Genomic DNA, 12,553 nt, shown 5'->3' with positions numbered 1-12,553 from the left:
CTTCATCCATCAAACTTGCGGCGCCGGGGTTGGTTCCCGAAAAACTTGGCAACCGTCCGTTTAGTTGCCGGGCCCCGCCAGCGGCTTCTGCAGCGCGGCCAGGTAGGTCCTTGTCCACCAGCCGATATCGGCCTCGCGGATGCTCTGCATCAGGCTCAGATGCCGGGCCTGCCGCTCGTGCAGCGGCATCGAGAGCGCCTGTTCAATGGCGCGTGCGGTTTCGCCCGGATCATAGGGGTTCACCATCAGCGCCGCTTCCATCTGCTCCGCCGCACCGGCGAAATGCGACAGGATCAGCACGCCCGGATCGGCGCCATCCTGCGCCGCCACGAACTCCTTGGCCACGAGGTTCATCCCGTCGGCCAGCGGCGTCACCAGACAGGCATCGGCGCGGCGATAGAGCCCGGCGAGGACTTCGCGCTCGATGTTGCGGCGGATGTAGCGGATCGGGGTCCAGTCGAGCTCGGCCATCTCTCCATTGACCCGGCCAGTAATGGTTTCGAGTTCCTGGCGGATCTCGCGATAGGCTTCGACATCCTCCCGAGAAGGCGGCGCGATCTGCAGCAGCGTAGCACGGATCTGCGGATCGGGCCGATGCGACAGATATTCGCCGAAGGCCGCGAAGCGCTGCGGCAGCCCCTTGGAATAGTCGAGCCGGTCGACGCCCAGCACCAGCCGCTCGCCCGGCGACAGCCGCAGATGCTCACCCGCATCGGCGTTTTCTTCGGCGGCCTTGATAAAGCCGTCAACATCGATGCCGATCGGGAAACTGGCAACTTCGAAGCGCCGGTCACCCATCTTGAGCCTGCCGTTCAGCAGGATCTCGGCACCGCTATCGCGTAGGAAATCAAGCGCGTTCGACACGTCGCGCCGGGTCTGCAGCCCGATCAGGTCGAAGGCCGAAAGCCAGCCCGGCATCAACTTGCGCTCAGAAAGTGCCGGAAGATCGGAGGGATTGGGGAACGGGATGTGAAGGAAAAACCCGATACGATTGTGCACGCCTCGCCTGCGCAACGCCTCGGCAAGCGGCAGGAAATGATAATCGTGCACCCAGATCGCGTCGCCGGGCTGCACCACCTCGGCGATCAGCTTCGCCACACGCTCGTTCACCTCCCTGTAGATCCGCGCCTGATCGGGATCGACCGCGAGCAGGTCGGTGCGGTGATGGAACAGTGGCCAGAGCGTGGCATTGGAATAGCCGAGATAGAAGCCCTGATGCTCCTCTTCGGTCAGATCGAAGCTGTAGCGCTCATAGGGGGTCTCGGCGATGCGGGTCAGCCCCCTCGCCGCCTCTTCCGGATAGACACGCTTGCCCGAATTGCCGATCCACACGCCGCCACGCTCCTTGAGCGCGTCGTGCAGCGCCACGACGAGACCGCCCGAGGGGGCGGCCTCCGTGGGGATGCGGTTCGAGACGACGATGAGACGGCCTTCGGACATGGTTACGCCCCGACCCAGCGCCGCAGCGTCCTCCGCGCGGCCTCCGGATCGCCAAGCCGGCAACCGGCAGCGGTCTCGCCCTCGCCCACCTTGACGGCGATGCCGCCCTGCTCGGCCACCCAGTGCAGCGCCGGCTCGTCGGTGACGTCGTCGCCGAAGAAGATCGGCATCGTGCCTTTGAAGCCCTCACCCTCCATCATCCGCCGCATCGAGACGTCCTTGCCGATCCCGGCGGGGCGCAGCTCGTAGGCCATCTTGGAGTGATGCAGGTCGAAGCCGTCATGGGTTTCCGACAGAGCCCGCAGGAAGGCATAGGCCTGCGCCGCGAGATCTTCGTTCTGGCGGAAATGCAGCACCACGCCGGTGGGCTTGCGCTCGCAGATCAGCCCCGGATGGGTCGCGGCGAATGCGGTGGTCATCTCGCCCAGATACTTGACCGTCTCGGGGTCGGCCAGCTCGTGGTTGCGGATCTCGCCGCCCACGCGTTCCTGCGCCCCGTGACCGCCGATGATCGGACCATCGAACCCCTTGAGATACTGGGTTACGTCCTCGATCGCGCGGCCGGTGATGATTACGACGCGGCCCTGCGTCTTCTCCGACAGGCCGCGCAACAGGTCTTCCAGACCCTCGTCGACGCGGATCGCGTCGGGGCGGTCCGCCAGTTCGACCAAGGTACCGTCGAAATCGAGAAACAGGGTCGATCGATCCAGCTTCGGCTCGGGCACCCCGTCGACGGTATGCTCGCTCTGGTGCTCCCCGTGAAATCCGATCATCTCGTAGTACATTCCCTGTCTCCAATTCGAGGGCTCGCGGCCCGTGGCCACCCGGAATCCGGACATCCGGATGGCTTCCGTTTTCAACCCCAACGCGCCTGCGCGGGTTCCCGCCATCCCGTCCTCCACGGCCTGCCGTGGCGGCAGGCCCTACTCCATTTGTCGGAGATGGGCGGGCGGTTTACAAGCGCTCCATTGGGTCTGATCCGGCCAGTGCCCAGTGCCCAGTGCCCAGTGCCCGCCTCAGCCGGTGCTGACCCCCGAATGGGTGTTGAGCAGGAACTGCGCGAAGATTGGCGCGCAGGCGGCGCCGAGACCGCGCGCATTGCCGCCCACCGCACCCGCCTCGATCCGTGGCGGGATCAAACCGCGCAGATCGACCCGGTCGAGTCCAGCCCTGACCCGCTCCACCAAGGACGCGCGCACCTGCTCGGGAAAGCCGCCATCGATTAGCACCGCCTCGAAGTCGATCACCGCGCAGACCGTGGCGGCGGCGCGCGCCAGTTCCTCGCCCGCCTCGTCGAGCCAGGGCTCGATCACGTCGCTCATGCCGGACCAGTCCTGCGGCAGGCTCCACAGCCGCGCCGGGTCGTGGCCGGCCGCCTCGAGTCGCCGCTCGAGCATGTGCAGCGAGGCCGTGTCGATGAGCTGCGCCGGCCGGCCCGCGGCGTCGCGCGTTGGCAACGACCCCATGGCCCCGGCATTGCCGCGCGCCCCCTCGAACACCGAATGGTTCAGCACTACGCCGCCGCCAATGAAGGAGCCCACGAAGAAATAGGCATAGTCGCGAAACGCCCGCCCCCTTCCATAGACATGCTCGGCGCGGCAGGCGGCAGTGGTGTCGTTGTCGACGAAGACGGGCAAGGCCGAGAACCGGCCGATCTCGGCGGCAAAGTCAAAGTCGCGCCAGCCGTCGAGCGCCGCGGGCGGCGCGCCGACCGTCTCCTGCCAGATCCAGAGCTCATGCGGCCGGGCGACGCCGATCCCTGCGACCCGGTCACGCAGCCGCGCTGGCAGCCGGGTCACAAGATCCCCGATGCCTGCCTCGAGAAAGCGCATGATGCCCCTCGGGTCGGGATAGCGGTAGGTATCGTGCAGCTGGCCGCGCGGCTGGCCCAGTAGATCGACGATCAGCAGGTCGGCGCTGCGGCGGCCGATCTTCAGGCCGATCGAGAAGGCCCCGTCCGGATCGAGCCCCACGGGCACGCGCGGCTTGCCCACGCGCCCGCGCTGCGGCGCGCCGCGCGACACCATGCCATCCTCATCGAGACGGCGCAGGATCACCGAGACGGTCTGGGGAGAGAGGCCCGAAAGCCGCGCCAGATCGCTGCCGGGCAACGGCCCGTGCCGCTGCATCAGCGACAGAAGCAGTCGCTCGTTATGGTCGCGCAGCCCACGCTGGTTGGCGCCGCCCGCGAGGCTGCGCACCTCGGAACTCTCCATTCGAATTCCTCCCTGCGAACAGGATGACTGCGGCCCGTTTAATAAATCAAGATGATTTATTTATTGACCAGCTTCGGGAATCGTCATTACCGTTGGGGCAATCCCGGATGTTGAGGAGCGTCCGGGGTCACATCTGGGAGGATATTGACGATGAAACGACTTTTCGCGGGGACCGCGCTTGCCCTGATCGCTGCGGGTGCAGCGCAGGCTGAAAGCCACATGCAGGACGTCTCGGCCTGCCTGATCACCAAGACCGACACCAACCCGTTCTTCGTGAAGATGCGCGAGGGCGCGCAGCAGGCCGCCGACGAGTTGGGCATCACGCTCAACTCCTACGCCGGCAATGTCGACGGCGACCATGAAACCCAGGTCGACGCGATCGAGACCTGCATTGCCAACGGCGCCTCGGGCATCCTGATCACCGCGTCCGACACCTCCGCCATCGTCTCGGCCGTGCAGCAGGCCCGCGATGCGGGCCTCTTGGTGATCGCGCTCGACACGCCGCTCAGCCCGATTGACGCCGCCGACGCCACCTTCGCCACCGACAACTTCCTCGCGGGCGAACTGATCGGCAAATGGGCCGCTGCCAAGCTCGGCGAAGAAGCCGCGAACGCCAAGATCGCGATGCTCGACCTCGGCGTCAGCCAGCCTTCGGTCGACGTTCTGCGCGATCAGGGCTTCCTGACCGGTTTCGGCATCGACACCAAGGATCCGAACAAATGGGGCGACGAGGACGACCCGCGCATCGTCGGCAATGACGTGACCGCCGGCAACGAGGAAGGCGGCCGCACGGCGATGGAGAACCTTCTCGCCAAGGACCCCGAGATCAACGTCGTCTACACCATCAACGAGCCCGCCGCCGCGGGTGCCTACGAGGCGCTCAAGGCGATCGGCCGTGAGAACGACGTGCTGATCGTTTCGGTCGATGGCGGCTGCCCCGGTGTCCAGAACGTCGCCGACGGCATCATCGGCGCGACCTCGCAGCAATACCCGCTCGAGATGGCCAGGCTCGGCGTTGAGGCGATCGCCCAATATGCCGAGGATGGTACCCTGCCCGAGAACACCGAAGGCAAGGACTTCTACGATACCGGCGTGAAGCTCGTCACCGACGAGCCGGTCGAGGGCGTCGAGTCGATCTCGGTCGAGGAAGGTCAGGAGCTCTGCTGGGGCTGAGCCCCGCCGAGACCATTCCATCCTGCGCGTCTTCGGGCGGCGCAGGATGTCCCTGACGGGGCGGGCCCCGCGCCCGCCCCGATGACGAGGGGCCGCGCGAGGGGGCGCGCCCTGCCACACGCCACGGGAGGGGCGCGTCATGCCGACAGATACCGATCACTATGAATCTTCGGTGCGCGAGAGACGCGCCGAGACCGTCGCCGAATTCAAAAGCCACAAGGCCGGCCCGCTGCAACGGGTCCAGCATGCGCTGCACGTCACGCCGGCCTTGGTGCCGCTGATCGTGCTGCTGGTCTCGATCATCGTCTTCGGGCTGCTTCTGGGCTCACGTTTCTTCTCGCCCTTCGCGCTGACCCTGATCCTGCAGCAGGTGCAGATCGTTGGCATCGTCGCCGCCGCGCAGAGCCTCGTGATCCTGACCGCGGGCATCGACCTGTCGGTCGGCGCGATCATGGTGCTGAGCTCGGTGGTGATGGGCCAGTTCACCTTTCGCTACGGCATCCCTGCCCCCGTCGCCGTCGCCTGCGGCCTTGCCGTCGGCACGGCCTGCGGCTTCGTCAATGGCTGGCTCGTTTCGGTGATGCGACTGCCGCCCTTCATCGTTACGCTGGGCAGCTGGCAGATCTTCCTCGCCACCAACTACCTCTATTCCGCCAACGAGACGATCCGCGCTCAGGAGATCGAGGCGGCCGCGCCGATCCTTCAGCTCTTCGGGGCCAAGTTCCAGATCGGCGGCGCGGTCTTCACCGTCGGAGTGGTGTTCATGATCGCGCTGATCGTGGTGCTTGGCTGGACGCTGCGGCAGACCGCCTGGGGTCGGCACGTCTATGCGGTGGGCGACGACGCCGAGGCGGCGCAGCTGTCGGGTGTCAACGTCAAGCGCACGCTGATCTCGGTCTACATGCTGTCCGGGCTGATCTGCGCCTTCGCCGGCTGGGCCCTGATCGGACGCATCGGCTCGGTCTCGCCCACCTCCGGCTACGATGCCAACATCGAGAGTATCACCGCCGTGGTGATCGGGGGCATCTCGCTCTTCGGCGGGCGCGGCTCGATCATGGGCTCGCTGTTCGGCGCGCTGATCGTGGGGGTGTTCTCGCTCGGGCTGCGCCTGCTCGGGGCCGACGCGCAGTGGACCTATTTCTTCATCGGCGTGCTGATCATTGCCGCCGTGGCCGTGGACCAATGGATAAGGAAGGTGTCGGCATGAGCATCGAACAGAAACGCGAACCCATCCTCAAGGGCCGAAACCTCGTCAAGCGTTACGGCAAGGTGGTCGCCCTCGACCATTGCGACTTCGACCTCTACCCGGGCGAGATCCTCGCGGTGATCGGAGATAACGGGGCCGGCAAGTCGACGCTGATCAAGGCGCTTTCTGGCGCGGTCATCCCCGACGAAGGCGAGGTCTATCTCGAAGGAAAGCAGGTCCATTTCCACTCGCCCAACGACGCGCGCCATGCCGGCATCGAGACGGTCTACCAGACGCTGGCGATGTCGCCCGCGCTCTCGATCACCGACAACATGTTCATGGGGCGCGAGCTGCGCAAACCCGGCTTTCGCGGCAAATGGCTGCGCCAGCTCGACCGGGCCGGCATGGAGAAGTTCGCCCGTGACAAGCTCAACGACCTCGGGCTGATGACGATCCAGAACATCAACCAGGCGGTCGAGACGCTGTCTGGCGGGCAACGGCAGGGCGTGGCCGTGGCCCGCGCGGCGGCCTTCGGCTCCAAGGTGATCATCCTCGACGAACCCACCGCCGCGCTTGGCGTCAAGGAAAGTCGGCGGGTGCTGGAGCTGATCCTCGACGTGAAGTCGCGCGGAATCCCGATCATCCTGATCTCGCACAACATGCCGCACGTGTTCGAGTTGGCGGACCGGGTTCATGTGCATCGGCTGGGCCAGCGGCTTTGCGTCATCGACCCCAAGAATCATTCGATGTCCGACGCCGTTGCCTTTATGACTGGAGCCAAGGAACCCGAGACCGAGTTCGAAGCCGCTTAACCTCCAGACTCCCGTAGAGGCACGATTGCTCGACCTGACAGCCTACATCAATCCGCTGGCCGAAATGATCCATGAGGCCGCGGCCAAGAAACCCCGGGTCATCGTCGGTGTCGCCGGCGCGCCCGGAAGCGGCAAGTCGACATTGGCGTCCGAACTGGCCCGGCGGCTCGAGCGTCAGAAGCTCAAGGCGCGCATCGTGCCGATGGATGGCTTTCATCTCGACAATGTGGTGCTGGACCAGCGCGGGCTGCGCACGCGCAAGGGCGCGCCGGAGACCTTCGACGCGCGCGGCTTCGTGCTTCTGATCAAGCGTCTGGCACGGGGCGAAGAGGTGGTGGCCCCGGTCTTCGACCGCGCCCGCGACATCGCCATCGCCGGGGCGCAGTTGGTCGAGGCCGACGCGCAGGTTGTGATCGTCGAGGGCAACTACCTGCTGTTCGACGAGGCGCCTTGGTCCGAACTGGCCCGGATCTGGGACGTCTCGGCCTATCTCGACGTGCCGTTGCCCGAGCTACGGGCCCGTCTGATCGCGCGCTGGCTCGGACACGGGTTGAGCCGTACCGCCGCGACGCAGCGCGCGACGTATAACGACGTGCCCAACGCCCAGCGCGTGATCGACCGGGTCCTGCCTGCCGATCTGGTGCTGCGCCCCGCATATGAAAGCGGACCCGCGCAACAGCGCAGCGGCATCTGAAGACCGGCGACCCGTGTCATCGACCGCGCGCTTGGCTCGTACGGCGCCGCGCGGGGGGCTTGCTGAAAAAATGCGTGAATTCCGTATCTTCCTGCACGGTTTTTAACATTGCGGCACCCCGATTCTGGCCTATGCTCGGCCTCGACGATCGCGGTCCGCGGAGGGAGCGGCGCGGCCGATCGGTTGACGAGTTCACGGGACAGGGAGGCCCATTACCATGCCACAGCCACATCGCAGACTATCCCAGCGTTCCATGGCCTTCGTCCTTGCGGGCGGACGCGGTTCGCGGTTGCGCGAACTGACCGACCGGCGCGTGAAACCGGCAGTCTATTTCGGCGGCAAGGCGCGGATCATCGATTTCGCGCTCTCGAACGCCATGAATTCCGGCATCCGCAAGATCGCGGTGGCGACCCAGTACAAGGCGCACAGCCTGATCCGCCACTGCCAGCGCGGCTGGAACTTCTTCCGCGCCGAGCGCAACGAGTTCCTCGACATCCTGCCCGCCTCGCAGCGCGTGGATGAAAGCATGTGGTATCGCGGTACCGCCGACGCGGTGACCCAGAACATCGACATCGTCGACGGCTACGACGTCGATTACGTCGTGATCCTCGCGGGCGACCACATCTACAAGATGGATTACGAGGTGATGCTGCAGCAGCACGTGGATTCGGGGGCGGATGTGACCGTCGGCTGTCTCACCGTGCCGCGCATGGAGGCGGTGGCGTTCGGCGTGATGCATGTCGACGAGAACAGCCGCATCACCTCCTTCCTCGAAAAGCCGAAGGACCCGCCTTCGATTCCGGGCCAGCCCGACAAGGCACTCGCCTCGATGGGCATCTACGTCTTTTCCTGGAAATTCCTGCGCGAACTGCTGATCAAGGATGCCGAGGACGAGAACTCCAGCCACGATTTTGGCACCGATCTGATCCCCGACATCGTCAAGAACGGCAAAGCCATCGCGCATCGCTTCGACGATTCCTGCGTCCGTCCCGAAGGCCGCGAGGCCTATTGGCGCGACGTGGGCACGGTCGATGCCTTCTGGCAGGCCAATATCGACCTGACCAATTTCGACCCCGAGCTGAATCTTTGGGATCGCGACTGGCCGGTCTGGACCTACTCCGAGAGCGTGCCGCCGGCGAAGTTCATCCATGACGAGAAGGACCGACGCGGCTCCGCCGTCTCCTCGATGGTCTCGGGCGGCTGTATCATCTCGGGCACCGAGGTGCGCAATTCCCTGCTGTTCACGCAGGTGCACACCAACTCCTACTCGGTTCTCGACCACACGGTCGTGCTGCCTTACGTCAACGTTTCGCGCCACGCCCGCCTCAAGAACGCGGTGATCGACGCGGGCGTGATGATCCCCGAGGGCCTCGTCGTGGGCGAGGACCCGGAGGAGGACGCCAAGCATTTCCGCGTCTCAGAGGGCGGCGTCACCCTGATCACCCAGGCGATGCTCGACAAGCGCGCGGCGTCGCTCTGATGCGCGTCCTCTCGGTCGCCTCCGAATGCGCGCCGCTGGTCAAGACCGGCGGTCTCGCCGACGTGGCGGGCGCCCTGCCCGCCGCGCTGCGGGCCGAAGCGGTCGAGATGCGGACCATCCTGCCGGGCTACCCGGCGGTCATGGCCGCGCTCGCCGCGGACGCGGTGCAGGTGATGACCGAGCACGACCTGTTCGGCGGTCCCGCCCGGGTGCTCGCCGGACAGGCTGCCGGGCTCGATCTCTTCGTGATCGACGCGCCGCATCTCTATCGGCGCGAGGGGTCGATCTATCTCGGCCCCGACGGGCAGGACTGGCCCGACAATCCCGAACGCTTTGCCGCGCTGAGCCTCGTGGCGGCGCGGATCGGCACCGAGGGCGTGACGCTGGGCGGCCAGCTCTGGCAGCCGCAGATCTTGCATTGCCATGATTGGCAGGCGGGTTTCGTGCCCGACTATCTCGCGCAGGCCGGCGGCGACTGCGCCACGGTGCTGACGATCCACAACATCGCCTTCCAGGGGTTGACCGGTCACCACATGATCGAGCCGCTGCGCCTGCCCCGATCGCGTTTTCACGCGGAAGGCTTCGAATATTACGGCAAGCTGTCGGCGCTCAAGGCCGGGCTGATGCGGGCCGACAGGCTGACCACCGTTTCGCCCACCTACGCGGCCGAGCTGATGCGGTCCGAATTCGGCATGGGGCTCGACGGGGTGATGCGGGCGCGCCGGCGCGATCTGTCCGGCATCCTCAACGGCATCGACGAGACCGCCTGGAACCCCGCCAACGATCCGCATGTCCCGGAGGGCTATCGCCACCCGGCGGGCAAGATCCCGAACCGCGATGCGCTGCGCGCCGAAATGGGCCTGCCGGATTCCGCCGGACCGCTTTGCTGCGTGGTGTCGCGGCTGACCGAGCAGAAAGGCCTCGACCTGCTGCTCGAAGCCCTGCCGACGCTCCTGGATCGCGGCGGGCAGCTCGCGCTTCTGGGCTCGGGCGACAAGGCGCTGGAGCAGGCGTTTCGCGACGCGGCGCGCGAGGATGGCGTGGCGGTGCGGATCGGCTATGACGAGGCGCTGTCGCACCGGCTCATCGCCGGGGCGGACGCGATCTTGGTGCCCTCGCGCTTCGAGCCCTGCGGCCTGACCCAGCTCTACGGCCTGCGCTACGGCACGATCCCGGTGGTGGCACTGACCGGCGGCCTCGCCGATACCGTAATCAATGCCTCGCCCGCCGCGCTCGACCGGGGCGTCGCGACAGGAATCCAGTTCCACCCCGTCGCGGCCGATCCGCTTGCCGTCGCGCTGGACCGGCTCTGCGATCTTTATGCGCAACCCGACATCTGGGCCCAGATGCAGGCCAACGCGATGCGCCAGCCGGTGGGCTGGGCGAGCTCGGCTAGGGCCTATGCGGCGCTGTACCGGGATGCTATCGCCACCGCATGAGCACCAGAACCCGGATCAGCGCCGGTCGGCCACACCCGCTCGGCGCCACGCCCGATGCAGGCGGCGTCAACTTTGCCGTCTTCTCCCAGAACGCCACGCGCATGCAGCTTTGCCTGTTCGAGCGCTACGGCCGAGAAACCGCGCGGATCGACATGCCGGAGCGCGAGGGCCATGTCTGGCACTGCTACATCCACGGGCTCAAGCCCGGCCAGCACTACGGTTTTCGCGCGCACGGCCCCTACCGCCCCGACGAGGGGCACCGCTTCAACCCCAACAAGCTGCTGCTCGACCCCTATGCGCGCCAGATCAGCGGCCACGCGATCTGGCACGATGCGCTGCATGGCTACGACACCCGCTCGAAGCTGCAGGATCTGAGCTACGACACCCGCGACAGCGCCCCCTACATGCCGCGCGCCGTGGTCGCCGACACCTCGAAGCTGCTGCCCGCGAGACATCCCGACCGCCCGATGGCCGATACGGTGATCTACGAGGCACATGTCGCGGGTCTCACCGCCGATCGCCCCGACATCGCCTGCCGAGGCCGGTTCCAGGGGCTCGCCTCCGATAAGATCATCGATCATCTCGGCCGGCTCGGGGTCACCGCGATCGAGTTGCTGCCGGTCCACGCCTTCATCAACGACCGCTTTCTGGTGGAAAAGGGACTGTCGAACTACTGGGGCTACCAGTCGATCGGCTTCTTCGCGCCGGAGCCGCGCTATCTCGCGAGCCACGACATCGCCGAGTTCCGCGCCATGGTCGACCGGTTCCATGCGGCCGGGATCGAGGTGCTGCTCGACGTGGTCTACAACCACACCGGCGAGGGCAACCAGCTCGGGCCCACCCTATGCTTCCGCGGCCTCGACAACGCCAGCTATTACCGGCTTGCCGAGAACCGGCGCTACAATATCGACGACACCGGCACCGGAAACACCCTCAACATCGAACATCCGATGGTGCTGCGCATGGTGATGGACAGCCTGCGCTACTGGGTGGAGGTGATGGGGGTCGACGGCTTCCGCTTCGACCTATGCACCACGCTGGGTCGCAGGGCCCATGGTTTCGACCGCAACGCCCCGTTCTTTCAGGTGCTGCGACAGGATCCGGTGCTGGGCCGGGTCAAGCTGATCGCGGAGCCGTGGGATATCGGCCCCGGCGGCTACCAGCTAGGGGCCTATCCCGCGCCCTTTGCCGAGTGGAACGACAAGTTCCGCGACGAGGTGCGCGACTTCTGGCGCGGCACGCCCTCGATGATCGGCAAGCTCGCGGCCCGGATCTCCGGCTCGGCGCAGCAGTTCGACCACGACAACCGCCCCGCGACCTCCTCGATCAACTTCCTGACCGCGCATGACGGCTTCACGCTCATGGATGTCGTGTCCTACAACGAGAAGCACAACGAGGCCAATGGCGAGGACAACCGCGACGGCCACTCCGCCAATCACAGCGACAACATGGGTGTCGAGGGGCCGACCGACGACAGCAGCATCAACGCCGCCCGCGCCCGCAGACGGCGCAACATGCTGGCGACGCTGATGATCAGCCAGGGCACGCCGATGATCCTCGCCGGCGACGAGCTGGGCAATTCGCAGCAGGGCAACAACAACGCCTATTGCCAGAACAACGAGATCGGCTGGGTCAACTGGGACGCCAACGACCCCGAGTTCCTGGGTTTCGTGCGCAAGCTCGTGGCGTTCCGGCGGCTGCACCCGATCCTGCGGCAGAAGCGGTTCCTGCATGCGCGCAGCCGCAAGATCGACAACCGCACTGACCTGTTCTGGCGACGCGCCGATGGTCGCCCGATGACCGAGGCCGACTGGGAGGATCCCGAACGGCGGCTTCTGGCCTTCGAGCTTCGCACCGCTTCGGGCACGCCCGATTACGCGGCGCTCGAATACGCGCTCTTCGCCGTCATCAACAATGGCGGGCCCTGCTCCGTTACCCTGCCCGCCCCGCCCGAGGGCCATGTCTGGGTGCGTCATATCGACAGCGCCCGCCCGCAGGCCGACCCCAGACCGCATGGCGGCCGGACCCGGATCCGGGGCCGGTCGGTTGTGGTCATGGTGCTGGAGCCGTCGCAAGAAGCCCCGAACGAACCCGCAAGCCGAGGAGATTGAAC

10 protein-coding genes are annotated in these 12,553 nt (G+C 66.3%); 7 read left to right on the top strand and 3 right to left on the bottom strand.

Annotated features, from left to right (window positions below):
* Positions 1-60 precede the first annotated feature (60 nt).
* The 3 genes from LOS8367_RS02465 to LOS8367_RS02455 all read right to left on the bottom strand — a co-directional run bounded on the left by LOS8367_RS02465 (position 61) and on the right by LOS8367_RS02455 (position 3,656).
* Positions 61-1,440, bottom strand: coding sequence for an alpha,alpha-trehalose-phosphate synthase (UDP-forming) (locus tag LOS8367_RS02465; RefSeq protein ID WP_085894847.1), 1,380 nt, complete (start codon positions 1,438-1,440; stop codon positions 61-63).
* A gap of 2 nt (positions 1,441-1,442) precedes the next feature.
* Positions 1,443-2,225, bottom strand: coding sequence for a trehalose-phosphatase (gene otsB, locus LOS8367_RS02460; RefSeq protein WP_085894846.1), 783 nt, complete (start codon positions 2,223-2,225; stop codon positions 1,443-1,445).
* A 231-nt stretch (positions 2,226-2,456) separates the two neighbouring features.
* Positions 2,457-3,656: an ROK family transcriptional regulator gene (locus tag LOS8367_RS02455; protein WP_085894845.1), complete on the bottom strand. Its 1,200-nt coding sequence runs from the start codon at positions 3,654-3,656 to the stop codon at positions 2,457-2,459.
* A 150-nt stretch (positions 3,657-3,806) separates the two neighbouring features.
* On the opposite strand from LOS8367_RS02455, the gene LOS8367_RS02450 reads away from it, so the two are divergent.
* From LOS8367_RS02450 to glgX, 7 genes are all read left to right on the top strand, one after another.
* Complete coding sequence (locus LOS8367_RS02450) at positions 3,807-4,829, top strand: sugar ABC transporter substrate-binding protein (protein WP_085894844.1); 1,023 nt, start codon at positions 3,807-3,809, stop codon at positions 4,827-4,829.
* A 139-nt stretch (positions 4,830-4,968) separates the two neighbouring features.
* Positions 4,969-6,036, top strand: a complete 1,068-nt coding sequence (locus LOS8367_RS02445; RefSeq protein WP_085894843.1) for an ABC transporter permease — start codon at positions 4,969-4,971, stop codon at positions 6,034-6,036.
* Entirely contained in the window at positions 6,033-6,827 is a 795-nt protein-coding gene (locus tag LOS8367_RS02440; RefSeq protein WP_085894842.1) for an ATP-binding cassette domain-containing protein, read from the top strand. The genes LOS8367_RS02445 and LOS8367_RS02440 overlap by 4 nt, the downstream gene beginning before the upstream one ends.
* 25 nt (positions 6,828-6,852) lie before the next feature.
* Positions 6,853-7,521: a nucleoside/nucleotide kinase family protein gene (locus LOS8367_RS02435; protein ID WP_085894841.1), complete on the top strand. Its 669-nt coding sequence runs from the start codon at positions 6,853-6,855 to the stop codon at positions 7,519-7,521.
* 217 nt (positions 7,522-7,738) lie between these two features.
* A complete protein-coding gene (gene glgC / locus LOS8367_RS02430) occupies positions 7,739-9,001 on the top strand; it encodes a glucose-1-phosphate adenylyltransferase (protein ID WP_085894840.1) in 1,263 nt (420 codons plus the stop codon).
* On the top strand, positions 9,001-10,440 hold the full coding sequence (gene glgA / locus LOS8367_RS02425; protein WP_085894839.1) for a glycogen synthase GlgA: 1,440 nt from the start codon (positions 9,001-9,003) through the stop codon (positions 10,438-10,440). The genes glgC and glgA overlap by 1 nt, the downstream gene beginning before the upstream one ends.
* Positions 10,437-12,551 (top strand): glycogen debranching protein GlgX, encoded by a 2,115-nt coding sequence (glgX, locus tag LOS8367_RS02420; RefSeq protein ID WP_085894838.1) that lies wholly within the window; start codon positions 10,437-10,439, stop codon positions 12,549-12,551. The genes glgA and glgX overlap by 4 nt, the downstream gene beginning before the upstream one ends.
* Positions 12,552-12,553 lie beyond the last annotated feature (2 nt).

Source organism: Limimaricola soesokkakensis, assembly GCF_900172345.1.
GTDB classification, from domain to species: domain Bacteria; phylum Pseudomonadota; class Alphaproteobacteria; order Rhodobacterales; family Rhodobacteraceae; genus Limimaricola; species Limimaricola soesokkakensis.
This window is presented reverse-complemented; position numbering and strand designations above follow the sequence as displayed.

Excerpts from the sequence above, each read along its gene's own strand:
- LOS8367_RS02465 (WP_085894847.1), bottom strand. The coding sequence starts at position 1,440 with ATGTCCGAAGGCCGTCTCATCGTCGTCTCGAACCGCATCCCCACGGAG.
- otsB (WP_085894846.1), bottom strand. The coding sequence starts at position 2,225 with ATGTACTACGAGATGATCGGATTTCACGGGGAGCACCAGAGCGAGCAT.
- LOS8367_RS02455 (WP_085894845.1), bottom strand. The coding sequence starts at position 3,656 with ATGGAGAGTTCCGAGGTGCGCAGCCTCGCGGGCGGCGCCAACCAGCGT.
- LOS8367_RS02450 (WP_085894844.1), top strand. The coding sequence starts at position 3,807 with ATGAAACGACTTTTCGCGGGGACCGCGCTTGCCCTGATCGCTGCGGGT.
- LOS8367_RS02445 (WP_085894843.1), top strand. The coding sequence starts at position 4,969 with ATGCCGACAGATACCGATCACTATGAATCTTCGGTGCGCGAGAGACGC.
- LOS8367_RS02440 (WP_085894842.1), top strand. The coding sequence starts at position 6,033 with ATGAGCATCGAACAGAAACGCGAACCCATCCTCAAGGGCCGAAACCTC.
- glgC (WP_085894840.1), top strand. The coding sequence starts at position 7,739 with ATGCCACAGCCACATCGCAGACTATCCCAGCGTTCCATGGCCTTCGTC.
- glgA (WP_085894839.1), top strand. The coding sequence starts at position 9,001 with ATGCGCGTCCTCTCGGTCGCCTCCGAATGCGCGCCGCTGGTCAAGACC.
- glgX (WP_085894838.1), top strand. The coding sequence starts at position 10,437 with ATGAGCACCAGAACCCGGATCAGCGCCGGTCGGCCACACCCGCTCGGC.